We start from the raw sequence: 25,560 nt of genomic DNA on the forward strand, positions 1-25,560 counted from the left end.
AGGGGTCCTGGCGGGGATGCGCTCCACGATGCGCCCCTTGGTTCTGGTCATCTATCCCTCTCCTCATCGCTTCATGTCTGCGGGAGCCATGCGGCTCGGGAATGGGCCGCGCTCGACGGACATCAGCAGCCGCGGGCTGGAGGATGACATGCCGGAGTCGGTCATTCGTGGGGAATACATACCACAGCTGACGCATTTCGTCACCTTTGTTGCCATGGCCGAACATGCCGGGTCGGGGTGTTCCGGGGAGGGATGTCCGGACGCGGTCGCGGTTCCTGCCCGGCTCATCTCTGGCCGCCGATGATGTCCGTCACCTGTTTTCCCACCACATAGTCCAGGTTTGCCCGGGCCTCGATGTGGTCGTAGAGCGCCTTGCAATACTGGGCCTTCATCAGCGACTCCACCAGCTGGGCCTCGATCACATCCTTGGTCTCCACCAGCTCCTCCTGGTAGGCGCGCTCGTTCAGTGCCCGGTTTTCCTCGGACGATGCGGCTGCTGCCTGGGAAGCCGCCTTCTGCTGCTGGCTGCTCATCAGCTGGATGAAGATGTGCTTCACCTGCAGGGCGATCCCCTCCTTGAGCAGGAACTGCTGCTGTTTCATCTTTTCCAGGCGCGCCCGGGCCTCGCGCACCTGGCCGGTGGTGCGCATGCCGTTGAACAAGGGGAGCTCCAGCCCGATGCCGATGGCCCATGAGGTCCTGTTGTCGGGAGTCACCATTCCCTTGCTGTAGGAATTTTCGATGCGGTTCAGGTTGCCGAACAGCCCGATCTTGGGTAGGTGGCCGCTCTTGGTCTCATCGATCTTGGCGGCGGCAGCCTCAAGGCCCGCCTCCAGGCGTGCCCAGTCCGGGTTGAAGCTGTAGGCGTTGCTGACCAGTTCCTTTAGTTCGACCCTGGTCGGTAGGTAGGGGAGCTCCTGGGGGGCCGGTTCCACCGGGTTTTGCCACTCCATTCCCATGGAGTTGGTCAGCGCTGCCCGGGCCAGCTGCTCGTTGGCCTCCAGGATCGCGATCGTGCTGCGCAGCCACTCCACCACGGTCTTGTTGCGTAGATAGTCGGTCTTCTTGACCTTTCCGGATCCCTTGGTGTAGAGGCTCTCGGTCAGCTCCAGGGTCACTTCCATGCGGGTGAGGGCGTCCCTGCCGATCTGGAGTAGCTCCCTGGCAAGCACGGCGCCGTAGTAGTAGCGGGTGGTGTCGTAGACCACCTGCAGGTCGCTGCGGCGCGCCTCTTCCCTGGCAGCCTTCATCCCCTGCTCGGCCTGGCGGACAACGGCGCTGACCTGGCCGCCGGTGTACAGCGGCAGGGTGGCGTTCAGACTGACAACGAAGTTCTCCCTGTCCATCAGCTTGACCTTCTGTTCGGGTATCTTGTAGCTGCTTGCCGGTATGGAGATCGGCATCGGTCCCAATGGCGTTGTTGCGGTCATGGTGGATGCCGGCATCTGGAACGTTTTTGCGGGAAAGATGAAGTTGGGATCCTCGTCCATGATGCTGTAGTTGGCTTTGGCGTTGATCTGGGGCCAGTAGCCCGACAGGGCCTGGCGGTGCTGGGCCTCGGCGATCTCGATGCCGTAGCGGGAGGCCAGCCTGGAGTGATTCTTTTCCAGGGCCAGATCGATGCACTGCCCCAGAGTCAGGGCGCCGGTGCCCGGTGTGGCTGTCGTGGGGGCTGGAGTTTGCGCGTCTCCGCTGGCCTCCTGCGCCCAGGCCGTGGCAGCGCCAAACAGCCAGCAGACAAGGGTGCAGAGGAACAGCGGCCGCAGTATCCGGGCCGGTGTCATTTTCGCCTTCATGGGGACTCCTTCTCGCGGGACAGAGCCTGGCTGGCGGGATCCGTCATCTCGATGGCAAACAGGTTGTGGAGGTGCGTGTTGCTGGAAGAAATGTCGACTGGCTGGAGTGTTGGCGGATCTTGCCGACGGGCGTCTACGGGACATCCACGTCAAGGGCCTGGCGGAAGGCGGAGCAGACGGCGGCGAATTCGGTCTCGGCCCGATCCAGCAGGGCCGGCGCGTTGTCAAGGGTCTTGGCCCGTCCGAGCTGTTCAAGGGAGGAACACTGTTCGGAGAGCGTCGTTGCGCCAAGGCTCATGCTGCTGGATTTGAGGGCATGGGCCGCGTGCATGAGCGCCTGCCCGTCCAGCGTGGCGACAGAGTTCCTGATTCCCTGCATGAGTTCCGGCGATGAGCTGAGGTAGAGGGACATCAACTGCTTCCGCAGGTCCGGTTTTCCCGGTTGCTGGAACATCTTCATGCTGTCGAGCACGCTCCAGTCGATGGCTCCCGGCTGGGTGGAAACTTCCGGATCATCATGCTGCATGGCGGTCGCTCCTTTCACGGATGTTCCTTTCCTGCAAAATATAGTAGTTATTCGGTTCTGAAGGCGGATACTTTAGAGCAAATCCGCCCCTGCCGGAGGTTAGCGTGCCTGACGCTTCCTGACGAAACCGAGGCGTCGGCCTCTTTTCGGTCCCGAAAGCGGCTGTGGCGCAATGAATCCGTGGTACCATCTGGGGGACCGGGCGTCGTTGCCGCCACAGGCTCCCATGCTGGGTACATCCATTCAGGGAAAGGAAGAACCGACCATGATCAGAGGAAGCGAGACACGTAAAGCGGATTATCCCATTGACCCCCTGTTTCTTGACCGCTGGTCGCCGCGCGCCATGTCCGGCGAGGAGATCCCTGAGCAGGAGCTGATGCTGCTCTTCGAGGCGGCGCGTTGGGCGCCATCGGCATACAACAACCAGCCCTGGCGGTTTCTGTACGGCAGGTGGGGGAGTGAGCAGTGGCCGCTGTTCTTCGACCTGCTGGTTCCGGGGAACAGGGTCTGGGCAAAAAACGCAGCGGCACTGGTGCTGATCGTGTCCAAGACCACCTTTGACCACAACGGCAAGCCCTCCATCACCCACTCCTTTGACTGCGGCGCAGCCTGGGGGGGTCTGGCCCTTCAGGGCACACTCAGGGGCTATGTGGTGCACGGCATGCAAGGGTTCGATTACGAGCGTGCCAGGGTGACACTCGCTATTCCCGACGACTTCCGTGTGGAGGCCATGGTTGCCGTGGGCAGGCCGGCTCCCCGGGAAACGCTGCCCGACGAGCTTCAGCAGCGCGAGGCTCCCAGCGACCGCAAGAAACTGGCGGAGACGGTCTGTGAGGGCAAATTTCGTTTCTGAATGCCATGCTCCCGCCCGCTCGGGGGGGAGCATGGTTTTCGCTGCCAGTATGGACGGACGGCGCCGTAACTACGGCGCCGTCCGTCCGCTGCCAATGAATAAATATACCCTCCCTGCCGGCAACAGGGCTTGAGCCTTTTCATGATTTGCGCTATTGCTTGTGGGTAATGCAGATCCTCCGGCGAAAACCTGAACCATGAACGACCTCTCCCTTTCTCCCTCCGCAACCGGCCTGGGCCAGATCAAGAGCGGCAGCGGAACCTACCACCGCGCCAACCTGGCCTTCTTTGCCGCCGGCTTTGTCACCTTCGTGACTCTCTACGACATGCAGCCGCTGCTGCCGGAGTTTGCCCGCGAGTTCAGGGTCTCTCCTGCCCTGAGCAGCCTGCCGCTCTCCGTGGCCACCGCCACGCTCTCCATCGCCATGCTGTTCGCCGGCACCCTGTCGGAGACCCTGGGCCGCAAGCAGGTGATGACCGCCGCGCTTTTCTTGAGTTCCCTGCTGACGATGCTGACCTCCGTCTGCCACGATTTCGGCGCCCTGCTTGGGCTACGGCTCTTGCAGGGGGCGGTGCTGGCCGGGCTGCCGGCCGTGGCCATGGCCTACCTGAGCGAAGAGATGGAGACCTCGGCGCTGGGGGCTGCCATGGGACTCTACATCAGCGGCAATGCCGTGGGAGGCATGGCCGGTCGGCTCTACACCGCGGCGGCCACCGACCTGTGGAACTGGCAATCGGCACTGGCCAGCATCGGCGTCTTTTGCCTCGCCCTGAGCTGCTTCTTCGTCAAGAGCCTGCCCCCTTCCCACCTGCGTAAGCGCCCCTTCGAGTTCCGCTACCTGTTCAGCTCTCTTGCCAGGCACCTGGGGGACCCGCTGCTGCTCTGCCTCTACGGCATAGCATTCATGGTGATGGGCAGTTTCGTGACCCTGTTCAACTACCTCACCTTCCGGCTGCTGGCTCCCCCCCATGGCCTCAGCCAGAGCCAGGTCAGCCTGGTCTTCCTGGTCTATCTGCTGGGCTCCCTGAGCGCCTCCCTGGCGGGGCGGATGGTGAACCGCTTCGGCCGCCGGGCCATTATCCGTGTTTCCCTGCTGGCCATGGCCGCCGGTGTGCTGGTGACCCTGGCCGGCTCGCTGTTGGGGATCGTTAGCGGGGTGGGCATATTCACCATCGGTTTCTTTGGCGTCCATTCGGTGGCTTCCAGTTGGGTGGGGAGACGCGCCTCAACGGCCAAGGCCCAGGCCTCGGCCCTGTACCTCTTCTTCTATTATCTGGGATCGAGTATTTCCGGGACAGCTGGCGGGATATTCTGGCTGCATTGGGGCTGGTGGGGCGTGGTGGGGCTGATTGTCCTCCTGGTGCTGCTGGCTATGATTCTGTTGGTGCCGCTCTCCCGGTTGCAGGGGAGGGGTGGGGCGGGGGCCGAGAAGTGCTCTCCAATTTGAAAGAGGGGGGGTGACGACTAACGGAGCCCCAGCAGAAACCGCTCCAAAAGCCCCAGGGCCACGTCTCTGCGGTACTCCCGGGTGGAGCGCTGGTCGTCGATAGGGGTGATCAGGGGGGCGTAGCAGGCCTTCACCTGTTCCACTCGCCCGGGTAGGTGTGCCGCCTCTGTCCTGGCCAACAGGGCCTCGGCCTCCCGGTTCCTGACCACGGTGGGAGCCACCGCACCGAAGGCAACCCGTACCTCCTCAACCCTGGGGCCGCTTATCCTGGCCACGACATACAGGGAGAGCTTGGCAATGCTGTTGGCGCGGCGGCCGGCCACCTTTTCGAACAGCAGGTGGGTGAACTGTGCCAGGGGGATATGGATGCGGGTGAGGATCTGGTCGTCCTCAAGTATCGTCCTGCCCGGCCCGCCGATGAAGTCTGCCACATCCACCTCTTCCGTGTGGGAGCATGATCGCAGCTCCAGGCGGGCGTCCAGGGCGTAGAGCATGGGCAGGCTGTCGCCGGCCGGCGAGGCGTTGGCGATATTGCCCCCCAGGGTGGCGATGGCGCGGATGGATGGGGAGGCCATGCGGCTTAAGGGGAGCCTGACGTAGTCCGGGACGGCGGGATGGCCGAGTATCTCCCCCAGGGTGGCGCAGGCGCCGATGCGGAGCGTGTCACCATCGGCACTGATGTTCCGCAACTCCTCAATATGGCCGATCATCAGCGCCGGAGCGGGCAGGGCAGGGGGGATGCCGCTCCAGCTGCGGTGCCTGACCATCAGGTCGCTGCCGCCGGCAAAGAGGGTCGTCATGCGGCTGCCCCGAATGTCCAGCGCCTGCTGCAGGGTCTGTGGTCTGAATGCTCCTACCATAATCCGTCCCCCTCTTGTGCCGCCAGCATGATTCCATCCACGATCATGTTATACCCGGTGCAGCGGCAGAGATTCCCCGTCAACCCCTCCCGCACCTGTTCTTCCGTGGGATGGGGAGTGCGTCGCAGCAGGGCCTCGGCGGCCATGACCATGCCCGGCGTGCAGAAGCCGCACTGCACGCTCCCGGCCCGGGCAAAAGCCTTGCTCAAGACTGCGAAACGCTCCGTCTCCCGGTACCCCTCGATGGTCAGCACGCTCTTTCCCTCCAGGGAAGCCGCCGCTATCAGGCAGGCGTTGACCAAGTGCCGGTCCAGCAGCACGGCGCAGGCCCCGCACTCCCCTTCGCCGCACCCCTCCTTGGTTCCGGTGAGCCGCAGGTCATCCCGCAAGATGTCCAGCAGACGCCGCAGGGGATGGGTGGTGATGGTGACGGTTTTGCCATTCAGCTCAAAGGTAACATCAATCAGCACGTTGCATTGCCTCCCGTATCAGTTCCGGCGTGACCGGCAGCTGGCGTAGGTCGCGGCCGATGGCGTTTTGCACCGCCAAGGCCAGGGCCGGCGCTGCCCCGATCAGGGTCAGTTCACCCAGGCCGCGGGCGCCGAAGGGGCCGTCGTCAAAGGGGTTGTCGATCAGCCTGCTCTCGATCCTGGGGACGTCAAGGGCTGTGGGGATGAGATAGTCGGCCAGACTGGTCTGCTGCAGCGCGCCGTCTCTCGTGGTAAGCCGCTCCATGCCGCCGTAGGCCAGCCCCTGCACGAGGCCCCCCTGGATCTGGCCTCGCACGATGGTGTCGTCGATGGGCGTTCCGATGTCGTACGTCGCCCAGGCCCCCAGCACCTCGACCTGGCCGGTGACCGGGTCCACCTCCACCTCCACCAGGTTGCCCCCCCAGGAATACTCCGGATAGGCGTTGCCCCTGAACGTGTCGTTGTCCCAGCTCAGGTGGTCGGGGAAGTGGAAGACCCGCTGGATATCGCAGGTCTCCTCATGCCACCTCTCCTTCATCTCCCTGGCCGCATCCTGGAGCAGTTTGCCCACGATCACGACCGTGCGTGAAGCCACCGTGGGGCCGGAGTTGGGGCAGTGGTCGCTGTCGGGATAGTCGTGCCGGATCCGCTCAATGGGGATCTCCAGGGTGTGGGCCACGATCTTGCGCAGGGTAGTCAGCACTCCCTGGCCGATCTCGGCGCTGGAAACGAAGATCTGCACGCTGTCGTCGGCGTATTTCTTCAGCCGTACCCTGGCCCTGATCAGCAGATCCTCGCCACTGCCGGTGAATCCGCAGCCGTGGTAGAAGAAGGAGCAGCCGATGCCCCGCAGCATGCCTGGCCTCCCCTCTGCCCGGTGGCTCCGTTTCTCGCCATATGAGGAGATGCGCTCCAGGGTTTCGGCGATCTCATCCAGCCGTATGTCGTAGTGGAACTCTCCAGCGGTGGAGGAGCTGTCCCCCCGGTGCAGGAAGTGGCTGCGCCTGAAGGCTATGGAATCAAGCTTCAGGTTGCGGGCGATGTTCTCCATGTGCATCTCCACGGCGAAGAAGGCCTGTGGCCCGCCGAAGCCGCGGAAGGCGCCGCTGACGATGTTGTTGGTGGCATATGCCGTTCCGCTGATCTTCAGGTGGGGAACATCGTAGACGCCGTTGCTGGAGAACATCATCCGCTGCAGCACCACGCTGGAGAGCCCGGCATAGGCGCCGCCATCGGTCTTGACATCGATTTCCCGGCCGATGATGCGGTTGCGTGCATCAAGGTAGCTTTTGATCCTGATGATGGCCGGGTGCCGCTTGGTGGTGCAGAGCATGTCCTCATGGCGATCGAAGACCAGCTGCACCGGGCGTCGCGACTTGATGGCGGCCAGGCCGGCATGGACGCCGGGTAGGGATGGGTACTCCTCCTTGCCGCCGAAGCCGCCACCGGTGGGGAGCTGGATGACCCGCACCCGCTCATCCGGCCACCCCAGGGCCTGCATGAGCGCCTCCTTAACATAGTAGGGGCACTGCATGGAACCGGAGACCGTGATGCGTCCCTCCTCGTAGACGCCGATAAAGCCCTGGGTTTCCAGATACACGTGCTCCTGGTAGCCGGTGCGGAATTCGTCCTCGAAGACCCGTGCGGCCCGGGTTATGGTCTGGGAGATGTCTCCCTTGCCGCATTCGTAGGAGACGAAGAAGGGTTTGTCGCCGCAGATGAAGTTGTCCGTGGCCTGTTCCGCCTCGGCGATGCTCAGGATGGGCGGCAGATCCTCGTAGCTGACGCTGATGCGGCTGAGCAGTTCCAGGATGGTTCCCTTGTCGGGACCCACCACCAGCAGGATCGGCTCGCCGATGTAGTTGACCAGATCCCGGGCGAAGAATGGCTGGTCGTCGTACACGATGGGGACCAGGTTCCTGCCGGGTATGTCGCCGGCATCCACGGTATAGTACCCCTCGGGAAGGGGGGGGACGTGGATGGAGAGTATCCTGGCTCTGGCCCTGGTTGAACGGAGGGTTTTGGCGTACAGCAGGCCGTCGTATCTCCTGTCAGCGCAGAAGTCCGCCCTGCCGGAGATCTTCTCGTTGAAATCAAAACGCCTGATGGGGCGGCTTATCGGTTCCAATGGCATCACCTCCTGATCTGTGCCGAAGGGCACTGGATGTGGTGGATCGCTGTGCATGGGGCTTTTTTTGGAGAAGGGTGCGTGATTGCCTGATTCAGGCACCATAGCAGAAAGCTCTTCCCCCGTCATCCGCAAAGGATTTCTCCTGGCGCGCCCGTTCGGCGGCCTATTTGTCCGGCAGGCGGAACATAGCGCGCTGCTTTGGCCGGAACTGAAACGGGAAGCGGGAATGTGCGTCGGACAGGCGTTACCTTCGTTTTTTTTGTGTCATTTTACCGCGTTGAATGTATAGTCACACAACTGTGCGGGAGGTGGGCTGGATATGGGACAAATCATACAGAATCTGCTCATGTTTTACGCGTTGATGGAGTACTCCTCCGACTCCATCGTGTTCAAGGAATACTTCAGGGATGAAAAGGGCGGCTTTACGGGGGGGCAGTTCGTCTCTGTCAGCAACGAAAAGGCCAGACACTACGGATTGACCGCTGCCCAGATGAAGGGGAAGACCGACCGGGACCTGCTTCCGCCCAAGGAAGCGGCCAAATCGCTGTGCGACGACTTGTGGGTCATGACCAACAGGCGTGCCATCCGCGATATCCGCGAAACGATCACCCATCCCGACGGCAAGAGCGTGTCGGTGTCCGTCACCAAATTCCCCTGGTTTGACCAGGGTGGAGACATTTTTGGCGTGATCTGCGTTGCGCGCGATATTTCCAGGCGTGTCGAGGCTGAACAGCAGTCGGACCAGTTGAGCGAATTCATGGTACGAGACCTGTTCAAACCGCTGGCAGCCCTTGGCCGACGCATGGAAAAACTCGAATCATCCGCGGAGAATGACCGGATCAAAAAGGAGTTTTCGCGTATTCTGGCTAAACTGAAGCAGAAGGTCGGCAGCTCGTAATGGCGCCGGCCCACACACCGCTTCCCGATTTCATCCCGCTCCTCGGCCGCCAAGGCGGATGGGGGGCGCGACTCCGTCATAAGCCGGCCACCGGTTCCGCGGCCAGCATGGCCGGGAACGGTCTGTTCCATACCCCGCATGAAAGAGGTCTGCCCTATGCATGATCGACCCCGTGAAACCGTTTCGACACTGCAAACGAACGATGTGGAGGAACTTCAGGCGGTGCTTACGATCAAGAATCAGTTGATACAGTCGCTGACCTACGAGCGCGATGACCTGGAGCAACGGTTCAAGGAGATCGGTCAGAAATATCTGGACCTGCTGGGGCGCCACGAGGCTCTGCGCCAGGAAGTGGCGCGCATGCCCAGCCTGGAGGAACTGGTGAAACTGCAGACGACGATCATGAATCTGGAACAGCAACTCAAGCTGTGCAGACGCAGGGCAGGCGCGCAGCCGGTCTGCGACAACCGGAGTGTGGGGTGCGATACCCCGCAGATGGAGAGTACGGACAAGGCCTGAGCCGGGCCATTACCAGGGCCGGAGACGGGATACATGCCGGAGGATGAACGCTTTTATAGAAAAAATCGTAAAGGACAGACAACGGAACCATGGACATAGCCGGAAACAGTCAAACGTCCCCCCCCTACGAGAACAATAATCTGCTGCCGGCTGAGCGGCATCTGCGCATCCGGGAACTGCTGCGGGAGCGGGTCACCATACGGGTTACGGAATTAAGTGAAAAGCTGGGCGTGTCGGAGATGACCATCCGCCGCGACCTGGAGGCGCTGGAGCGACAGGGGGCTCTGGAGCGCACCCATGGCGGCGCGGTGTATCGCCATGAGCGCGTGAGCTACGAAAACGGCTATGAGAGCCGCCTGAAGGAATTTGTGGATCTGCTGGACCTGGTCGGTCGCAAGGCCGCCTCCCTGATCGCACCCAACGATTCGATCCTGCTCCATTGCGGCACCACGGCACTGCATCTCCTGCGCTACCTGGATCCGGAGATGCCGGTCAGGATCTACACCAACAACATCGGCGCCATCGACGAGGTGCGGGGTAAAAAGGCGGAACTTGTGCTGCTGGGGGGAGAACTCCGGCGGGACTCCAACTCCCTGGAGGGGCCGCTGACAATGCAGATGATCCGCCAGATCCACCCCACCAGGGCCTTTCTTGCCGCGGACGGGATCAGCATGGCTGAGGGCATTACCAGCTCCTGCTTTGCCGAGGCTGACTTTCAGCGGGCCATGATCGAGCAGACCAGGGGGCAGGTCGTTGTCATGGCCGGCAACGGCGCATTCGGTCGGGTTGCCGAGGTACAGGTCGCTCCCCTGGAGCGGGCCGACATCCTGATCCTTGACCGCACCCTGCCCAGGGAACCCCTGCGCGACCTGGAGTTGCTGGGAGTCCAGGTGCTGGTTGCCTGACAGTTGCCTTGTCGCCTGAAATGCTGCCCGTCTCCCTCTGGGCCCAGCACAGGCCGTTGAATGATCGGGGGGCGTTTTTCGCTAGAACCCGTTTTTGAAGACCGTCCCACCGGAAGGGGGAGTGGATATTCAAAATGACAAAGCTCCGTGATCCAGGAGAAGGGGGATCATGGGACTTTGTTCGTTTTGTTTCCATTTGTTGGCCCAGCCCGCCATGACACCCCTTTTTTTGCCGGGACGCTTTCCTGACCGCTCTTTTCCGCTATACTCTTTCCGGCTGTCTCTCCCAACTCCGTGTCGCTGTCGCATGCCGTACAATCGGACATGGCTCGTTCCGCCAGGGTGGTGAGAGCTCCGCGAAATTGCTGACGAAAGGAACCTTGTGTGAAACAATTCAGGATGCTGTTCCGCTTGATCACATTCACGGTAGCACTGGCCCTTGGCGGGCTTTTGTCCACGGCTCTGGCCTCACCCCCGGGCCTGCTGCTGGCTACCACCACCAGCCTCCAGGACTCCGGGCTGCTGGATGTTCTTATCCCGCTTTTCGAGAAGGAGAGCGGCTATGTCGTCAAAACCGTTGCGTTTGGTTCGGGGCAGGCCATGAAAATGGCGCGGAAGGGTGAGGTGGATGTGCTCTTGGTGCACTCCCCTGAGGCGGTGAATAGATTCATGGCGGAGGGGGGCGGCAGTGCCAGTCAGCCGGTCATGCATAACGAATTCGTGGTGGTCGGCCCTGCGTCTGACCCGGCGAGGGTGCGCGGTTCCCGAAACGGTATCGAGGCATTCCGGAAGATCGCGGCCGGCAAGGCGCCCTTCCTCTCCCGTCACGACGACTCAGGTACCCATGTCAGGGAGATGGAGCTCTGGAAGGCCGCGGGCGTATCACCCCATGACCGGAAGTGGTATCAGCGAACCACCGGACTCGGCATGGGGCAGACCCTCTTCGTCGCTGACGAGAGGAAAGCCTATACCTTGAGCGATCGAGCCACCTACCTGGCGCTGAAAAAGAAACTGGAACTTGTCATTCTTCTGGAAGGAAATCCCGGCCTACTGAACAGCTATCAGGTGGTCCAGGTCAATGCCGCCAGGTGGCCCCGGGTGAACGCGGCCGGCGCCAAGGCCTTTGCCGATTTCATGGCATCTCAAAAAACACAGAGAGTCATTGCCGGTTTTGGTATGGAGAGATTCGGCCAGCCGCTTTTTGTACCGGATGCGGGGGAGAAACAAGGGGAAGGCAACTGACGGGGATTGGCGGGAAGGGGTGAAACCGCCTCCCGAATAGGCTCCGGGAGGCGGTAAGGAGCGCTATTCTTTCACGCCAATGATGACGCTGGGCGCCTTGAACATGGCGCTGACGGTGCTGCCCACCGTGAGTCCCAGGTTTGTAGCGCTCTCGTTGGTGATGACGGCGGTCAGGACCGTGCCGTTGCCCACGTCCACGCCCACTTCGGCGCTTACCGGGCCCTCGACCAGTTTGGTTACCTTGCCGCAGAGCAGGTTGCGCGCGCTGATCTTGACGCCCTGCATATCCCCACAGATGATGACGTTGCTGGCCTTGATGATGGCGAAAGCCTCTTTACCCTCTTTCAAGCCGAGGCTTTCGGCGCTTGAATTGGTGATAACCGACGCGATGGAGGAACCGCCCTTCAGGTTGAGGATTACTTCGCTGTTGACCGCGCCCTTTTTTACGCCTGCCACAATTCCTGCCAGACAGTTTCTCGCACTGATTTTCATGTTCTCTCCCGCAACGTAATAAAATAGTTGATGATGTGTGCCATCACAGACGGAATACCGTACGGCTCTTTCCTTGAAAAAGCAATGGTTTTAATAATTGTGTCAAAAATGAACGATTTTGATGGCAGAGCTGTTGTCTGGTGCCCCTTGGGGCCATGTGTTACAGAGAAACGTCAAAGCGCCTACCACTGGCCGGCGATCTCCCCCATGTGGCTGGTGTCGTAGCCGGGCAGTTCGGCAACGGCCCGGCGCAGTTCCTGGCCGTTGATCAGCTCCAGCAGCGGACGGAGCAGGTCGCTTTCATAGTGGATGCGGGGGATCACCAGGTCGTAGCGCTCCATCTCCAGGGGGATGAAGTCCAGCTCCAGCGCCCGTGCGGCGGCTGCAATGCCGAGGCCGCAGTCGGCCAACCCCGACTGGACCGCCACGGCAACCGCCATGTGGGTGTACTCCTCCCGTTTGTACCCCAGTATCTGCTGGGGAGCGATTCCCAGCTTGCCCAGGTGGTAGTCCAGAAGCACCCGCGTGCCTGCACCGCGCTGGCGGTTGACGAAACGCAGTCCCTCCCGCGTCAGATCCGCCAGCCCTCCGATCCCCTTGGGGTTGCCCGGCGGGACGATCAGCCCCTGCTGGCGGTGCATGAAGGTCAGCAGCACCACCGGCAGACCGGGCAGGTACTGCTGTATGTAGGAGACGTTGTAGTCCCCCGTGGCCGGGTCCAGCAGGTGGGCGCCCGCCAGATGGGCGTCCCCGCGTTTCAGCGCCATCAGGCCTCCCAGGCTGCCGGCGTTGGCACTGGTGAAGCGGCGGCCGGAATCGGCCAGGTACTGGGCCAACAGGTCCAGGCAGAGGTCGTGGCTGCCGATGTGCACCAGGGTGCGTTCGACCTCGGCCGGAGTGCGGTAGAGTTCCACCGTAACCTCCTGACCCGCCTCCACCCCTTCGGAAAAGCGCGGTATGCGCACGATCCCGTCGGCGCGAACCAAGGAGGTGATCACGCCGGCCCCGCGCGACAGTGGTGCTGCCACGGCCCGCTCGCCCACCCGCCCCACGGTAACGCGCACCGTTTCGTCTTCGCCGATGGGGGAGAGCAGCTTGCGGGTGATGGAGGCCTGCATCCGGGGCTGCTCCCGTGGCGGCAACCCGAGCCAGTGGGAGATGAGCGGCTCCACAAAGGTCTCTCCGGTCAGCGCGCAGGAAACCGGATAGCCGGGAATGCCGATCACCGGCCTGTTGAAGCCGGCGATCATGCCGAGAATGACCGGGTGGCCGGGGCGTACCGCAACTCCGTGAACCAGCAGTTTTCCCAGCTCCACCACGATACTGGAGGTGAAATCCTCGCTCCCCGCCGACGAGCCGGCATTGACCAGCACCAGGTCGTGCTCGGCGGCCGCCTCCAGCACCGTTGCCTTGATCAGCTCGTAATCGTCCGGCACCACCGGGTAGCGGGTCGGAATGCCGCCCCACTGGCGCACCTGGGAGGAGAGCACCAGCGAGTTGTATTCGATGATGTCCCCCGACTTCAGGCCACAGCGGCGGGCCTGCTCCACCGTCACCAGTTCGGTGCCGGTGGGGATGACCGCCACCCGCGGCTTGCGGCGCACGTTGACGAAGGCGTGACCGCATCCCGCCAGGGCGCCCAGGTCCACCGGTTTCAGCAGATGGTTGGCCGGCAGCACCAGTTCGGTGGCCACCATGTCCTCGCCCATGGGCCTGACTGCCGTCCAGGGGGCGACGCCGGCGTGGATCTCGATTGATTCGCCGCCGTCAGGTTCGTCGATGTGCTGGGTCTGCTCGATCATGATCACGGCATCGGCCCAGGCCGGAATCGGGTCGCCGGTATCCACGTAGGTTGCCGGGCCGGCCGGGCCGATCGCCAGGCGTTTGGGCGCCGTCTCCATGGCGCCGATGGTATCGGTGGAACGCACGGCATAGCCGTCCATGGCGCTGGCGTGGTAGGCGGGAGAGGAAAGCTCCGCCCAGACCGGTTTGGCGGTCACGCGGCCCAGGGCCTCGTCGACGGCTACCTCCTCGCCGGGCATCTCGTCCCATGCCCAGACCTCCTCCATGGCCGTGATGAAGCGGCTCCAGGCCTCGTCCAGCGGTATGTTTTCCAGAAAAAAATTTCTGCTCTTGCTCATTGCCGTCTCCTGCCATTGGATATCATGCCCATTGCACGTTTCTTCGCAGCGACGCGTTGCAATGCGTCGCTGCGGATCCGATCGTCAACGCATGGCTGAATTAGAACAGCTCAACCTCGACTGTTTCGTCCCGGTACAGTCCGCTGGAGTTGAGCGGTACGCATACCATGCCATCGGAGTTGATCATGGTGTAGATCAGGTTGGATTTGCCGAAGACCGGTTCGGCCCACAGCCGTCCGTCCCGGTCGGCCAGCCTGACCTGAACGTAGTCCTCGCGCCCCGGCGCCGAGGGGATGTTGTGGGTGAGCGTCGCTCCCACGCGCCGCCGCAGAGGCGCGTGGCCTACCCCCTGTATCCTGCGCAGCAGGGGACCCAGAAACAGGTCAGCCACAACCATGGCGCTGACCGGGTTGCCCGGCAGGCCGATCACCGGCTTGCCGTCGCAGACGCCCAGGATGGCCGGCTTGCCCGGCCGCAGGGCGATGCCGTGCACCAGCACGCCCGGTGCGCCCAGTCTGTTGATTACATCCGCCGTCAGGTCGCGGGTGGAAACCGATGAACCGGCCGAGACCACCAGGCAGTCTGCCTCTTCCAGTGCCGATCTGGCCGCAGAGAGCAGCGCATCGAAGTCGTCGGGGATGATCCCCCGTTGGAGCGGGATGCCGCCTGCCCGGGAAACCAGGGCCGAGATGGTGTAGCTGTTCACATCCCGTATCTGGCCGGGGGCGGGGCTCCGGTCGGGAGGGATGACCTCGTCGCCGGTGGAGATGATCGCCACCCGTGGACGGGCAGCCACCTTAAGGCTGGTGATGCCCAGGGCGGTCAGGCCGCCCAGGTCCTGGGGCCTGAGCAGGTGCCCGGCCTGGAACAGGGAATCTCCCTCCCTGACGTCCTCTCCCACCTCGACCAGGTTTTCGCCCGTTGCCACGGAGCGCAGCACCTCGATGGTGGCATCGTCCAGTTTCTGTGTCCGCTCCACCATCACCACCGCATCGGCGCCAGCCGGGAGCATGCCCCCGGTGTAGACGGCGACCGCCTGGCCGGAAGCCACCGTCAGGGGGCAGGCCCGGCCCATGGGCGCCTCGCCGATCAGGGTCAGGTATGCCGGCAGAGATTCGCTTGCGCCGAAGGTGTCTTCGGCGAGCACGGCATAGCCGTCCATGGTGCAGCGGGGAAAGGAAGGGAGGGATGAGGGGGCCAGCAGGTTCTCCGCCAGGGCCCGGTCGAGGGCCTCCAGAGTGGAAACCGTTTCCAGCCGGATCTCCGGGGGGAGTTGGTCGAACAAGAGTCTGAGCGCATCCGCGGGGGGAAGCACCGTAAACATTTCAGGCATCGGGACTCCTTGCTCCTCGTGTTCGGGATATCTGGTTCGGGCTGCGCCCCTCCCCGGGAGGCATGGGCGGTGGTTCCGGGTTTCCCGCCCCCTTGAAGCCGGGGGGAGAAGAGGGCGCCAGATTGTAGCACAGCTGCGTCTGATGCAAAGAATTTTCGTGCCGTAGAGCCGCCATTCCCCGCAGGGCTCATCTGCCGCTGCGCGGGGATCGTTGTTTCCCTGTCCGCCAAAGGCTTGACTCCGGCTGCCTTCTTTGCAAAAGTGCACGGGAACAACACCCTTCACGGCACATCGCCGCATAAGGAGCCAACCATGCCTTCCCTGAATTTTGAACGCGAAAAAGATGCTTTCGAAACATATTATGAAAGCAATCGGAAACTTTTGACTGATGCCAAGAACGCCTATATGCGCATCATCGGTTCACTGATCAAACGGTCCGATGTGGGCGAGGTTACAAAAATCGAAGGCCGGGTCAAGGACAGAGATGAGTGTATCAAGAAATTTCATCGCAAATACCAGAGCAGGCTGGAATCCGATGAGCAGCCCTATGAAATCAAGGATTTCATGTCAGACCTGATCGGCGTACGGATTGTCTGCCTCTATGAAGATCAGATTTCCGTGCTGACGGAACTGTTGCAACGGCATTTCAGGGTCCTCGATATCACCGACAAGATATCGGCCGTGGAGAGCACCGAGGACTACTTCGGCTACAAGGGGTTGCACATGGATCTGGCCCTGAACGATACAATGGCTGCAAAACCGAAATACCTTCCCTATGCGCGTCTTTCCTTTGAGGTGCAGATCAGGTCATTGATCCAGGATGCCTGGAGCGTGCTGGACCACAAGATCAAATACAAAAAATCGATCCCCATTGATCTCAAGCGCAGGATCAATGTCCTCTCCGCCCTGTTTGAACTGGCCGACCGGGAGTTCAAGGAGATACGCATCGCCACTGCGGAACTGATGCAGGAGGCGACGGTGGCGTTGATAAGCGATCAGGCTGACGGCTCCTCCGATGAGAGGGGAACGGCTGGGGCAACGTCAAGCCAGAAAGCCGTAAACGCCTTTAGTTTCATGCGTATCGTAGGGCACTTCTTCAGGGATTTCGAATTCGAGGAGCATAAGGTCGACGACTTCGTCCATGATATTCTGAAACTGGACAGCAGTTTTCAGAAATCGGATTTGCATACCTGTCTGACCGAGAACCTGAAAACCGTCAGGGAGTATCGCGACCATTTCATGACTGAGAACCCCGACAAAACCTTCAGCCACTACACCTCCATCAGGCACTGCCTGTATCTCTACGATCAGGAAACCTTCGTACGTATCCTGTCCAGGGGGGCGAGAGAACGCTTTTCAGTCTGGTTGGACGACATCCGGAGGAAACCGTAGATCACCTGTCGTTTCCGTTTTGTCTTTCTTGCCGCTGATCCCGCTCTTTGGCGGGAGATGGACGGGGCCTCCGCGGCTGCCGTCCTTTTACACAAAAATTACATTCACGGTGCAGTATTTCTTTCGGTACGGCTGTACACTTGATTCTGATAGGGCAGGCGGTGCTCCCTCCCATCACGCGGACAGGCTCGTTCCGCACTTCCCGGGCTTTAGTGCGCTCCAGCCGAAAACCCTGAAGGGCTTGGATGATACCGGCTGTTCACGCTTCGGTTTCGCCGGGAAGCGCGGCGAAAGAACCCTGATGCGTTCCCTCCACCCCCACCTGCCGCTTCAAAGTTTGTTACCGGTGACCCCTCGCGTTACCCTGTTACGGGAGTCCACATATGAAGATTCTCCTCGTGTATCCCCTCTATCCCGACACCTTCTGGAGCTTCCGCCACGCCCTGAGATTTATCGACAGGAAGGCAAGTTTTCCGCCGTTGGGGCTGCTGACGGTGGCTGCCATGCTCCCCGGAGCGTGGGAAAAGAGGCTCGTTGATATGAACGTCCGCCCACTTTGCGATGATGACCTGGCATGGGCGGATTGCGTCTTCATCAGCGCCATGTCCATCCAGCGCACATCGGCCCAGGAGGTAATCGAGCGCTGTCGGCAACGAGGGGTGAAAACCGTTGCCGGCGGCCCCCTCTTTACCGCTTGCCATGAGGATTTCCCCCATGTGGATCATCTTGTGCTGGGCGAGGCGGAGCTTAGCCTGCCACCCTTTCTGGATGATCTGTCGAGAGGAGAGCCGCGGCATATCTATGCCGACGAACGGCGGGCTGACGTGAGAGATACTCCCATCCCGCTCTGGAAGCTGGTCGATATCCGGGACTACGCCGCCATGAACGTCCAGTACTCGCGGGGTTGTCCCTTCGACTGCGAGTTCTGTGACATCACCGCCCTGCTGGGGCGCACGCCGCGCACCAAGCAGCTTCCGCAGTTGCTCGCGGAGCTGGAGAGCCTTTATGTGTGGGGGTGGCGCGGGGCGATCTTCTTTGTCGACGACAACTTCATCGGCGACCGGAAGAAACTGAAGCGGGAACTGCTCCCCGCCATGATCGACTGGATGGAGGAACGGGGTCGCCCGTTCTACTTCTATACCGAGGCGTCCATCGACCTTGCCGATGACGGACAGCTCATGGAACTGATGGTCAGAGCGGGGTTTCAGGAGGTCTTCATCGGCATCGAAACCCCCCTCGAAGAGGGCCTCGCCGAGAGCGGCAAAGTCCAGAACAGGAACCGCGACCTGCTGGCCTCGGTACAACATATCCAGCGGGCCGGCCTGCAGGTGCACGGCGGATTTATCGTCGGTTTCGATAGCGACCCGCCGTCGGTTTTCGACCGTCAGATTCGCTTCATCCAGGAGAGCGGCATCGTCACCGCCATGGTGGGAGTGCTGATCGCCCTGCGCGGCACCAGGCTCTACCAGCGCCTGCAGCGGGAGGGGCGCCTGCTGGGAGAAGCCACCGGCAACAACACGGCAGTCACCCTCAATTTCATTCCCCGGATGGAGGTAAAGAAACTCATCGCTGGCTACCGGACCATTCTCGACACCATCTACTCTCCCAGGAACTACTATCAGAGGGTAATCAGGCTCTTCAGGGAGTACCGGCCGTTGCCGGGAAAATTCAACCTCCAGCCGGGGTATGTGGGGGCGCTTTTCAAGTCGATCCTCTTGCTGGGGGTGATCGGCAAAGAAAGGTACTATTTCTGGAAACTCTTCTTCTGGTCTCTTTTCAGAAAGCCGCGGCTTTTCCCGCTGGCCATAACCTATGCCATTTACGGGTTCCACTTCAGGAAGGTCGCGGAAAAGATCAGAGGGGCGGAACGTTCGCTGGCGGTGGGACGGCCTGAATGATATGCCGGTCGTGCCGCGCATCGCAGATACCCGTGCATGGACGACGGCCAGGCATCAGTCACTATTCCGGCGTGACTCGCAAGAGGACAGTCGCCGGAAGGCCGATGCCTTGAAGGCGGCGTGCACGAGGCTCCCCTGTCGGATATCCAGCTCCCGGGCAGCCTCGGGAACGATTTCGGCCAGAAGCTTGCCCCCATCGCATTCCAGCTCGATCCCGATCTTGGCCCCGCTCTCGAACAGGGAGGATACGCGACATTCCAGCAGGTTGCGGGCGCTGATCGCCTCGGGGTGCCGCTTGAAGATGATGATGTCCTTTGACGACAGCTCGAACAGGCCGGCAGGGGTATCGCAGTTGCCGCCTGACAGGTATAACTCGCCCCCTGGCCAGCGATAGACGCACAGGCCGTCCCGCTCAACCATCCCCTCCAGTTCCAACAGGTTGATGAAGCCGACCGGACTCTGCCCCATGCGGTTGCGGGCCAGTTGTTCGCTGGAACTCTGCTCGGCTATGCGCCCCTTTTCCACCACCAGTACCGTCTCTGTCATCAGGCGCATCTCCACCATTGAGTGGGAGATGAACAGGTAGGGGATGTCGAAGCGCTCGCTGACGCTCTTCAGGTAGGGGATGATCTGGAAGCGGAGTGTGTCGTCCAGGGCAGACAGCGGCTCGTCCATCAGCAGCAGGCGCGGATTGGCCAGGATGGCCCGCCCCAGGGCCACCCGCTGCTTCTCTCCGCCGGACAGGTTGGTTACCCCGCGGTCCAGCAGTTTGTCGATCTTGAGCAGTTTCACCAAGTCGTGGAAGTCGATGGTGCGCAACTCGGACGGGCAGCGTTTGAAGCCGTAGAGCAGGTTCTTCCTGACGCTTAAGTGGGGGAACAGGCAGTGCTGCTGGAAGACCATGGCGATGCGCCGCCGTTCGGGAGGGAGGTTGATCTTCCGGGAGGCGCTGAACAGGCAGGTGCCGTCCAGAACGATCTCACCGTCGTCCGGCGTCAGCAGACCGGCCAGCAGATTGACCAGGGTCGATTTGCCCCCGCCCGATTTGCCGAAGATGCCGATGCGGTTACCCTCCACGCTGAAATCGGCCGCGAGGGTAAAATCGTTGAGACGCTTTGTTAGCATCATGCTCAGGTTCATGTCACGACTTCCAGGTCAGTTTTTTACGGATCAGCTCATGCAGGGCAAGGACCGCCAGGGAGAGGACGACTGATACCAGGCAGAGGGAGAGGGCCATGTCCTCGCTGCTGGGTGAGCTTGCGTATTCGTAGATGGCCAGTGGCAGGGTCTGGGTCACTCCGGGTATGTTGCCGGCCACGATGATGGTGGCGCCGAACTCCCCCAGGCTGCGGGCGAACATGAGCGACGAGCCGGCCAAAAGTCCCGGCAGCGACAGCGGCAGGATCACGGTCAGCAGGGTGTCGTACCAGCGTGCCCCCAGGGTTCGCGAGGCCCTGATCAGCTGTGGGTCGATGGACTCCATGCCGATGCGCAGGGAGCGCACCATCAGGGGGAAACCGACCACCGCCGAGGCGATCATGGCGGCCTTGAGGGTGAAGATGATCCGGATGCCCATAGTGTCCAGCAGGCTCCCCAGCCAGCCGTTTCTGCCCAGGAGCAGCAACAGCAGATAGCCCACCACCACCGGCGGAAGGGTAAGGGGGAGGTTGACCAGCACCTCCAGCAGCAGTTTTCCCCTGAATTTGACGAAGGTGATCAGGTAGGCGGCTACAAAAGCGAAGGGGAGTGAGAGAAGCGTCGCCGCCACGGCAACCTGGCTGGAGAGGCGGATGGCATCGATGTCCGCCGATGTCAGTGAAAACATGAAGTTCCTTTAGGCGAGGGGAGAAGCCGTGACCGGTCACCAGTCACGGCCTTTTTTCTTCGGTTTACTTTACGTCAAACCCGTACTTGGTCAGGACCGGCTTGGCGGCTTTGCTCCGCAGGAAATGCAAGAATCCGGCCGCATCTTTGTTCTTCGCGCCGGTCAGGGTCAGGGCCATGGGGTAGGTCACCCGCGGATAGAGATTCTGGGGGACCGTGAAGAGGATCTTGGCCTGTTTGGCCTGCAGTGCGTCGGTGCGGTAGACGAAGGCGCCGTCAACCTCGCCCCGCTCTGCGTACATCAGGCATTCGCGCACATCCTTGGCCATGACCAGTTTCTTCTCCAGTTGCTTGTCCAGACCGGCCTTTTTCAGCGCTTCCGTGGCATATTCGCCGGCAGGAACGCTCTTGGGGCTGCCGATGGCGATCCGGTTCAGTTTGGTTAGATCCTGCAGCGATGATGCCTGGTTCGTTGTTCCGGCGAAGACCAGAGAGTTGTAGGCAAAGGTGGTCTCACTGGCGCTGTCGACCGTCTGCTTGCCCTTCAGGTATTCCATCCACTTGATGTTGGCAGAGACGTAGAGATCGGCGGGTGCGCCGTTTTCAATCTGCTTGGCCAGGGCGCCGGAGGCGCCGTAATTCTTGAGAAACGTCACCCCGGGATGGCTCTTGGCGTAGGTGGCGGACAGTTCGTTGATAACATCCTTCATGCTGGCTGCCACGGAGAGGTGTACCTCACCGGCCAGGGCCGGAGCGGCCAGCGACAGCAGACAGAGCACAGTCAGACACAGCTTGAACACAGGTTTCATCTCTTTTTCTCCTCGTTTCTATGGTGTTGAATATGCCCAAGGGGCGACCATCCTGTCTCTGGCTACGGCTTTCGTTGCCGGTCCCCATTTTCCAGTCCCGGCCTTCAACTCAACTCTCCGGTTGATTTGACATCATACCCCGGCAGTTCTTTCAGCATGTTCTTCAGCGGCGAGGAGCGAACAACATCCACCAGGGCCCGCACACGGGGGTCGTCTGCCTGCGTCCCTGGGATGCACAGGTCAAAGGCCTCCTCCCGCAGGGAGATGAAGTCCAGTCCGGCCTCGTCCGACACCAGCCTCACCGAGATGCCAGCCTCTGCCCAGCCGGCGCGGATGGCCTCCACCACTCCCAGGTGATCCCTGGCCATCATGGTCGGGGAGATCTTTCCCCCCTGCAGCAGGTCATCCAGTACCTGGCGTGCGCCCGATCCGGTTTCACGCCCGATCCAGCGGATGTTGGCCTCCAGGATCTGACGCACGCTGCTCAGCCCCAGTCCCGGGGCAAGAACCAGTCCCTCCTCCCAGTCGGCCAGGCGCAGCAGGGTGAACGGAACATCCAGGATCTCCCGCGCCGCCTTGCTGTTCTCCTCCGGGCTGGTGCTTCGTGCCAGGTGCAGGCCGGCCACGTGCACCAGTCCGTCCCTGACCAGCTCCAGTGCAGTGCGGCTTGGCCGGGAGAGCACCAGCATCCGGTAGGGGGTGGAGCGGGCGTATTCCGCCGCCAGGAGGCCGGCCGCCGGGTCGCAGCTGGCCATGACCAGGGTGCGGTAGGGGTCGCTGAAGGGGTTTTCGAACAGCCTTCCTTCGCGGAAAACCCCGTCGTGGGGCACCATGCCAAGGGGGGAGTGCTCCACCGGGTAAAGCAGCAGCCTGTTGCTGACCATGGCGCGCCAGCAGCGGCAGGGCGCCTGCAGGGGAGGCCAGGCCCAGTGCAGTTCCGCCTGTCCGCCCACCTGAAAGAGCTCTTCCACCGGGCAGGCGAATACCTTGGCCAGGGCCAGGGCAGCCACGGTGGAGGGCACCAGCTTGCCGGTTTCTATGGCGCTGACTCCGGCGCGGGAGAGTCCGGCCCGTTCGGCCAGTTCCTGCTGTGACCAGCCCCGCTCTTCCCGGAACTTCTTGATGTGATTGCTGAGAGGAATTTCTTCTCTTGACATGATAATAGAGTGTGTGACAGTATTCTGTCGCTCCCTGGGTTTTTGTGACAGCATCGTGACGTGTCTTAGGTTTTTATGACAGTATTCTGTCTATTGCAAGAAAAAAAGAGGAGCGCATCAATGACGCTGCTTTCCCATGATGACGCGCAGTCGGGAAAATCGGGAGGAGGTGTGGGGGGACACGCGGTGAGCAGGGAATCAACGCTGCACATTTCTGAAGCCGGTCAGCGGGAAGATGGCACTGACCAGGTTGGAGCCGGAGATGAGGCAGACGCTCTCCGTACGACAAACCTTCTTCTGGGGAAAGAGCAGCTCAATCTGATGGTCAGGATTCATGAGCTTGGCTCCATCGGTATGGCTGCCCGGGAGCTCGGTATCAGCTTCAAGGATGCTTGGGACATGGTCATGGCGATCAATCGCCTCTCTGGTCCGCCGCTGGTGTACCGCCTGGGTATCGGCACGATGGGCGGTGTCACCCTTCTGAGCGAGGAGGGGAAGATGATCGTCTCCCGACTGATCACGGAAACGAGGGGCGCGGCCCGGATTACTGATAAAAACTGAATCCGATTAGCGCTCATCTTCAGCTTACTCGAAGCCAATGCTCCCCCCCTTTGAAAAAGGGGAACTTTGCACTGCACCGCTGCTGGCTGAAGATCAAGGCTAATCGAGAAACTGAATACGAACATCACATGTAATTGTTTGCTCCTGCTTCCCCGTGGCGATGAGGCCACGGGTGGCGGAGCCGGGGATTTCGCCGAAAACAACGGCATCCCCCCTGATCTGGAAGTTATGAATACCGAGGTTATCCAAGGCCAACGTGTGTCCGACTCCGTTGGCCATTTTTGTATCCACAACGTTTTCAATCGGCGCTCATTGCATGCCGGAGATTACTGCCGGCGAAGCGGGACGAATACCTTTTTCATCTCTCTCTTGCAATGCTTGACGTGGCTGCCGCCTTCCGCGGCGGCAGCCTTTTTTCCTCCCCTGGGGAAAACAGTAAACCTTTGTGGGACAGTCTTAGGTGCGAAGGACAACGGGAGACAATGCAAACCGTGAAAAATACACTCTGGATATCGGGACTCGTACTGTTGCTCTGCCTTACCGTGCTGGTGTCGCTGACCCTGGGCAAATACCCTGTGGGCCTTGCGGAACTGGGTGATTACCTGCTCTCCCTGTGCGGTGCCGGCTCCCTGGATGGCGAGAGAGCCGCCCTGTTGCGCAATATCCTGGTGGAGATCCGTCTGCCGCGCATCCTGGCCGCCCTGCTGATCGGTGCGGCCCTGTCCGTTTCCGGTGCCGCGTTCCAGTCAATGTTCATCAACCCCCTGGTCTCTCCCAGCCTGCTGGGCGTGCTCTCCGGCGCCTCCTTTGGCGCGGCCTTGGGCATGATCGTCTCCGGCGACTGGCTGGTGGTGCAGGTGTCTTCCTTCCTGTTCGGCCTGCTGGCGGTGCTGCTCTCCGTGGGGGTCGCCCGGCTGTACCATGGCGACCGCATGCTGATGCTGCTCCTGGGGGGCATCATCAGCGGCGCCCTGTTCACCTCTTTGCTCTCCGTCGTCAAATACCTGGCCGATCCCTACAACCAGCTTCCCGCCATCGTCTACTGGCTGATGGGAGGACTCAGCATGGTGGACATCAGGACGGTGCTGGTGGTCTCGATCCCCATCGGGCTGGGCATACTGGCCATTATCGTCCTCTCCCCCTATCTGAATATCCTCAGCATGGGGGATGACGAGGCCACGACCCTGGGTGTCAGGGTCAGCCTGATCCGCATGACCCTGATCTTCTTCGCCACCCTGATCAGCGCCCTGACCGTGGTGCTGGGGGGGATGATCGGCTGGGTCGGGCTGATCGTGCCGCACATCGCCCGCATGCTCACCGGCCCGGACAATCGCCTGCTGCTGCCGGTGGGGGCGCTTCTGGGCGCCATCTACCTGGTGGTGGTGGATGATGTCTCCCGGCTGATATTCAGCGTCGAAATCCCCCTGGGAATCGTCACCTCCCTGGTGGGCATTCCCTTCTTCGCGCTGGTGCTGAAAAACGCACGGAAAGGATGGGGCTAATCATGCTGCTTCAGGCTGACAACATCACCTTCAGCTATTCCACGAGGACGGTGCTTCACGACGTTTCCTTCTCAATCCGCAAAGGCGAGATCGTGTCGCTCCTGGGTCCCAACGGATGCGGCAAGACCACTCTGCTGAAACTCCTGCTGGGGCTGCACCACCCGAAGGAGGGCGGCGCGGTCCGTTTCGAGGGGAAGAAACTCTCCTCCATCAACCGCAAGACCCTGGCGCGCAGCATCGCCTATGTGCCCCAGTTCCACCGGGCTTCCTTTGCCTACCGGGTGATCGACGTGGTGCTGATGGGGAGGATGCCGCACAAGCCCTTTTTTGCCCGTTTCAGTCGGGATGACCTGCGCATGGCGAGGGAGGCGCTGGAGAAACTTTCCATCCTGCACCTGGAGGATCGGCCCTATACGGAGATCAGTGGCGGCGAACGGCAACTGGCGCTGATCGCCCGGGCCATGACCCAGGGGGCCCACACCTTCATCTTCGACGAGCCAGCCAACGGCCTGGATTACGGCAACCAGATCCGGCTTTTGGAGGAGTTGGTCAACCTGAGCAGCGAGGGGTACACCTTCATAAAATCGACCCATTTCCCCGACCACGCCCTCTGGGTGGCGGACCGGGTGCTGATGATGAAAGAGGGAAACATTATCGCCAACGGCAGTTCGGACGAGACCATTACCCGAGAGAACCTGTACTCCCTGTACGGCAGGGAGGTGGACATCCATAGCCTGAAAGAGAACTTCAGGGTATGCGTGCCCAGCAGGCTGGGAGCGGCCTCGAATACACACTGATTGGCCG

General features: G+C 61.4%; 25 protein-coding genes. 12 read left to right on the forward strand and 13 right to left on the reverse strand.

All coding sequences use genetic code 11. The annotated features are described in order from the left end of the window. The first annotated feature begins 16 nt into the window (after positions 1 to 16). Complete coding sequence (locus PPRO_RS07165) at positions 17 to 304, forward strand: hypothetical protein (protein WP_041532200.1); 288 nt, start codon at positions 17 to 19, stop codon at positions 302 to 304. Here the strand turns inward: PPRO_RS07165 and PPRO_RS07170 are convergent. Beyond that, positions 285 to 1,796 (reverse strand): TolC family protein, encoded by a 1,512-nt coding sequence (locus tag PPRO_RS07170; RefSeq protein ID WP_011735349.1) that lies wholly within the window; start codon positions 1,794 to 1,796, stop codon positions 285 to 287. The genes PPRO_RS07165 and PPRO_RS07170 overlap by 20 nt on opposite strands. Before the next feature lie 133 nt (positions 1,797 to 1,929). Continuing rightward, positions 1,930 to 2,340 carry an Hpt domain-containing protein gene (locus tag PPRO_RS19415; RefSeq protein WP_157039962.1) on the reverse strand — a complete coding sequence of 137 codons (411 nt, stop codon included), beginning with the start codon at positions 2,338 to 2,340 and terminating at the stop codon, positions 1,930 to 1,932. A gap of 247 nt (positions 2,341 to 2,587) precedes the next feature. Between PPRO_RS19415 and PPRO_RS07180 the strand changes: the two genes are divergently transcribed. Together PPRO_RS07180 and PPRO_RS07185 are read left to right on the forward strand one after the other, a co-directional pair. Beyond that, entirely contained in the window at positions 2,588 to 3,175 is a 588-nt protein-coding gene (locus tag PPRO_RS07180) for a nitroreductase family protein (RefSeq protein ID WP_011735351.1), read from the forward strand. A gap of 196 nt (positions 3,176 to 3,371) precedes the next feature. After that, positions 3,372 to 4,622, forward strand: a complete 1,251-nt coding sequence (locus PPRO_RS07185; RefSeq protein ID WP_011735352.1) for an MFS transporter — start codon at positions 3,372 to 3,374, stop codon at positions 4,620 to 4,622. 17 nt (positions 4,623 to 4,639) lie between these two features. Here the strand turns inward: PPRO_RS07185 and PPRO_RS07190 are convergent, their stop codons facing one another. From PPRO_RS07190 to PPRO_RS07200, 3 genes are read right to left on the reverse strand one after another with little or no spacing between them, the layout of a single operon-like run. Then, a complete protein-coding gene (locus tag PPRO_RS07190; protein WP_011735353.1) occupies positions 4,640 to 5,482 on the reverse strand; it encodes an FAD binding domain-containing protein in 843 nt (280 codons plus the stop codon). Then, positions 5,476 to 5,952, reverse strand: a complete 477-nt coding sequence (locus tag PPRO_RS07195; protein ID WP_011735354.1) for a (2Fe-2S)-binding protein — start codon at positions 5,950 to 5,952, stop codon at positions 5,476 to 5,478. The genes PPRO_RS07190 and PPRO_RS07195 overlap by 7 nt, the downstream gene beginning before the upstream one ends. Further along, positions 5,942 to 8,086, reverse strand: a complete 2,145-nt coding sequence (locus PPRO_RS07200; protein ID WP_011735355.1) for a xanthine dehydrogenase family protein molybdopterin-binding subunit — start codon at positions 8,084 to 8,086, stop codon at positions 5,942 to 5,944. The genes PPRO_RS07195 and PPRO_RS07200 overlap by 11 nt, the downstream gene beginning before the upstream one ends. A gap of 316 nt (positions 8,087 to 8,402) precedes the next feature. Between PPRO_RS07200 and PPRO_RS07205 the strand changes: the two genes are divergently transcribed. From PPRO_RS07205 to PPRO_RS07220, 4 genes are all read left to right on the forward strand, one after another. Beyond that, positions 8,403 to 8,981, forward strand: a complete 579-nt coding sequence (locus PPRO_RS07205; protein ID WP_011735356.1) for a PAS domain-containing protein — start codon at positions 8,403 to 8,405, stop codon at positions 8,979 to 8,981. A gap of 156 nt (positions 8,982 to 9,137) precedes the next feature. Further along, positions 9,138 to 9,500, forward strand: a complete 363-nt coding sequence (locus PPRO_RS07210; RefSeq protein WP_011735357.1) for a hypothetical protein — start codon at positions 9,138 to 9,140, stop codon at positions 9,498 to 9,500. Positions 9,501 to 9,589: 89 nt separating this feature from the next. After that, positions 9,590 to 10,405, forward strand: a complete 816-nt coding sequence (locus PPRO_RS07215) for a DeoR/GlpR family DNA-binding transcription regulator (RefSeq protein WP_011735358.1) — start codon at positions 9,590 to 9,592, stop codon at positions 10,403 to 10,405. A gap of 399 nt (positions 10,406 to 10,804) precedes the next feature. Further along, the gene (locus tag PPRO_RS07220) at positions 10,805 to 11,647 is read left to right on the forward strand and encodes a substrate-binding domain-containing protein (protein WP_011735360.1); all 843 of its coding nucleotides are present in this window, start codon (positions 10,805 to 10,807) and stop codon (positions 11,645 to 11,647) included. 63 nt (positions 11,648 to 11,710) lie between these two features. Here the strand turns inward: PPRO_RS07220 and PPRO_RS07225 are convergent, their stop codons facing one another. The 3 genes from PPRO_RS07225 to PPRO_RS07235 all read right to left on the reverse strand — a co-directional run bounded on the left by PPRO_RS07225 (position 11,711) and on the right by PPRO_RS07235 (position 15,613). After that, positions 11,711 to 12,139 carry a TOBE domain-containing protein gene (locus PPRO_RS07225; RefSeq protein WP_011735361.1) on the reverse strand — a complete coding sequence of 143 codons (429 nt, stop codon included), beginning with the start codon at positions 12,137 to 12,139 and terminating at the stop codon, positions 11,711 to 11,713. A 182-nt stretch (positions 12,140 to 12,321) separates the two neighbouring features. Then, positions 12,322 to 14,280, reverse strand: a complete 1,959-nt coding sequence (locus tag PPRO_RS07230; RefSeq protein WP_011735362.1) for a molybdopterin biosynthesis protein — start codon at positions 14,278 to 14,280, stop codon at positions 12,322 to 12,324. Positions 14,281 to 14,380: 100 nt separating this feature from the next. Further along, the gene (locus tag PPRO_RS07235; RefSeq protein ID WP_011735363.1) at positions 14,381 to 15,613 is read right to left on the reverse strand and encodes a molybdopterin molybdotransferase MoeA; all 1,233 of its coding nucleotides are present in this window, start codon (positions 15,611 to 15,613) and stop codon (positions 14,381 to 14,383) included. Positions 15,614 to 15,925: 312 nt separating this feature from the next. On the opposite strand from PPRO_RS07235, the gene PPRO_RS07240 reads away from it, so the two are divergent. Continuing rightward, on the forward strand, positions 15,926 to 17,005 hold the full coding sequence (locus PPRO_RS07240; RefSeq protein ID WP_011735364.1) for a GTP pyrophosphokinase: 1,080 nt from the start codon (positions 15,926 to 15,928) through the stop codon (positions 17,003 to 17,005). A gap of 383 nt (positions 17,006 to 17,388) precedes the next feature. Continuing rightward, complete coding sequence (locus PPRO_RS07245; protein WP_011735365.1) at positions 17,389 to 18,903, forward strand: B12-binding domain-containing radical SAM protein; 1,515 nt, start codon at positions 17,389 to 17,391, stop codon at positions 18,901 to 18,903. A 54-nt stretch (positions 18,904 to 18,957) separates the two neighbouring features. Here the strand turns inward: PPRO_RS07245 and modC are convergent, their stop codons facing one another. The 4 genes from modC to PPRO_RS07265 form a co-directional block, all read right to left on the reverse strand. Beyond that, a complete protein-coding gene (modC, locus tag PPRO_RS07250; protein WP_011735366.1) occupies positions 18,958 to 20,043 on the reverse strand; it encodes a molybdenum ABC transporter ATP-binding protein in 1,086 nt (361 codons plus the stop codon). A gap of 1 nt (position 20,044) precedes the next feature. Then, positions 20,045 to 20,728, reverse strand: a complete 684-nt coding sequence (modB, locus tag PPRO_RS07255) for a molybdate ABC transporter permease subunit (protein ID WP_011735367.1) — start codon at positions 20,726 to 20,728, stop codon at positions 20,045 to 20,047. A 64-nt stretch (positions 20,729 to 20,792) separates the two neighbouring features. Continuing rightward, positions 20,793 to 21,536: a molybdate ABC transporter substrate-binding protein gene (modA, locus tag PPRO_RS07260; RefSeq protein WP_011735368.1), complete on the reverse strand. Its 744-nt coding sequence runs from the start codon at positions 21,534 to 21,536 to the stop codon at positions 20,793 to 20,795. A gap of 104 nt (positions 21,537 to 21,640) precedes the next feature. Further along, positions 21,641 to 22,693 carry a substrate-binding domain-containing protein gene (locus PPRO_RS07265; RefSeq protein WP_041532202.1) on the reverse strand — a complete coding sequence of 351 codons (1,053 nt, stop codon included), beginning with the start codon at positions 22,691 to 22,693 and terminating at the stop codon, positions 21,641 to 21,643. Between the two features lie 120 nt (positions 22,694 to 22,813). On the opposite strand from PPRO_RS07265, the gene PPRO_RS07270 reads away from it, so the two are divergent. Further along, on the forward strand, positions 22,814 to 23,254 hold the full coding sequence (locus tag PPRO_RS07270) for a winged helix-turn-helix domain-containing protein (RefSeq protein WP_041532203.1): 441 nt from the start codon (positions 22,814 to 22,816) through the stop codon (positions 23,252 to 23,254). A 99-nt stretch (positions 23,255 to 23,353) separates the two neighbouring features. Here PPRO_RS07270 and PPRO_RS07275 read toward each other — a convergent pair whose 3' ends face one another. Then, positions 23,354 to 23,533, reverse strand: coding sequence for a hypothetical protein (locus PPRO_RS07275; protein WP_041532204.1), 180 nt, complete (start codon positions 23,531 to 23,533; stop codon positions 23,354 to 23,356). Positions 23,534 to 23,736: 203 nt separating this feature from the next. Between PPRO_RS07275 and PPRO_RS07280 the strand changes: the two genes are divergently transcribed. Beyond that, positions 23,737 to 24,756, forward strand: coding sequence for a FecCD family ABC transporter permease (locus tag PPRO_RS07280; RefSeq protein ID WP_011735371.1), 1,020 nt, complete (start codon positions 23,737 to 23,739; stop codon positions 24,754 to 24,756). A 2-nt stretch (positions 24,757 to 24,758) separates the two neighbouring features. Beyond that, positions 24,759 to 25,553, forward strand: coding sequence for an ABC transporter ATP-binding protein (locus PPRO_RS07285; RefSeq protein ID WP_011735372.1), 795 nt, complete (start codon positions 24,759 to 24,761; stop codon positions 25,551 to 25,553). The last annotated feature ends 7 nt before the right edge of the window (positions 25,554 to 25,560 follow it).

Source organism: Pelobacter propionicus DSM 2379 (assembly GCF_000015045.1).
GTDB lineage: Bacteria > Desulfobacterota > Desulfuromonadia > Geobacterales > Pseudopelobacteraceae > Pseudopelobacter > Pseudopelobacter propionicus.

Excerpts from the sequence above, each read along its gene's own strand:
- PPRO_RS07165 (WP_041532200.1), top strand. The coding sequence starts at position 17 with ATGCGCTCCACGATGCGCCCCTTGGTTCTGGTCATCTATCCCTCTCCT.
- PPRO_RS07170 (WP_011735349.1), bottom strand. The coding sequence starts at position 1,796 with ATGAAGGCGAAAATGACACCGGCCCGGATACTGCGGCCGCTGTTCCTC.
- PPRO_RS07180 (WP_011735351.1), top strand. The coding sequence starts at position 2,588 with ATGATCAGAGGAAGCGAGACACGTAAAGCGGATTATCCCATTGACCCC.
- PPRO_RS07185 (WP_011735352.1), top strand. The coding sequence starts at position 3,372 with ATGAACGACCTCTCCCTTTCTCCCTCCGCAACCGGCCTGGGCCAGATC.
- PPRO_RS07190 (WP_011735353.1), bottom strand. The coding sequence starts at position 5,482 with ATGGTAGGAGCATTCAGACCACAGACCCTGCAGCAGGCGCTGGACATT.
- PPRO_RS07200 (WP_011735355.1), bottom strand. The coding sequence starts at position 8,086 with ATGCCATTGGAACCGATAAGCCGCCCCATCAGGCGTTTTGATTTCAAC.
- PPRO_RS07205 (WP_011735356.1), top strand. The coding sequence starts at position 8,403 with ATGGGACAAATCATACAGAATCTGCTCATGTTTTACGCGTTGATGGAG.
- PPRO_RS07210 (WP_011735357.1), top strand. The coding sequence starts at position 9,138 with ATGCATGATCGACCCCGTGAAACCGTTTCGACACTGCAAACGAACGAT.
- PPRO_RS07215 (WP_011735358.1), top strand. The coding sequence starts at position 9,590 with ATGGACATAGCCGGAAACAGTCAAACGTCCCCCCCCTACGAGAACAAT.
- PPRO_RS07220 (WP_011735360.1), top strand. The coding sequence starts at position 10,805 with ATGCTGTTCCGCTTGATCACATTCACGGTAGCACTGGCCCTTGGCGGG.
- PPRO_RS07225 (WP_011735361.1), bottom strand. The coding sequence starts at position 12,139 with ATGAAAATCAGTGCGAGAAACTGTCTGGCAGGAATTGTGGCAGGCGTA.
- PPRO_RS07230 (WP_011735362.1), bottom strand. The coding sequence starts at position 14,280 with ATGAGCAAGAGCAGAAATTTTTTTCTGGAAAACATACCGCTGGACGAG.
- PPRO_RS07235 (WP_011735363.1), bottom strand. The coding sequence starts at position 15,613 with ATGCCTGAAATGTTTACGGTGCTTCCCCCCGCGGATGCGCTCAGACTC.
- PPRO_RS07240 (WP_011735364.1), top strand. The coding sequence starts at position 15,926 with ATGCCTTCCCTGAATTTTGAACGCGAAAAAGATGCTTTCGAAACATAT.
- PPRO_RS07245 (WP_011735365.1), top strand. The coding sequence starts at position 17,389 with ATGAAGATTCTCCTCGTGTATCCCCTCTATCCCGACACCTTCTGGAGC.
- modC (WP_011735366.1), bottom strand. The coding sequence starts at position 20,043 with ATGAACCTGAGCATGATGCTAACAAAGCGTCTCAACGATTTTACCCTC.
- modB (WP_011735367.1), bottom strand. The coding sequence starts at position 20,728 with ATGTTTTCACTGACATCGGCGGACATCGATGCCATCCGCCTCTCCAGC.
- modA (WP_011735368.1), bottom strand. The coding sequence starts at position 21,536 with ATGAAACCTGTGTTCAAGCTGTGTCTGACTGTGCTCTGTCTGCTGTCG.
- PPRO_RS07265 (WP_041532202.1), bottom strand. The coding sequence starts at position 22,693 with ATGTCAAGAGAAGAAATTCCTCTCAGCAATCACATCAAGAAGTTCCGG.
- PPRO_RS07270 (WP_041532203.1), top strand. The coding sequence starts at position 22,814 with ATGACGCTGCTTTCCCATGATGACGCGCAGTCGGGAAAATCGGGAGGA.
- PPRO_RS07275 (WP_041532204.1), bottom strand. The coding sequence starts at position 23,533 with ATGGCCAACGGAGTCGGACACACGTTGGCCTTGGATAACCTCGGTATT.
- PPRO_RS07280 (WP_011735371.1), top strand. The coding sequence starts at position 23,737 with ATGCAAACCGTGAAAAATACACTCTGGATATCGGGACTCGTACTGTTG.
- PPRO_RS07285 (WP_011735372.1), top strand. The coding sequence starts at position 24,759 with ATGCTGCTTCAGGCTGACAACATCACCTTCAGCTATTCCACGAGGACG.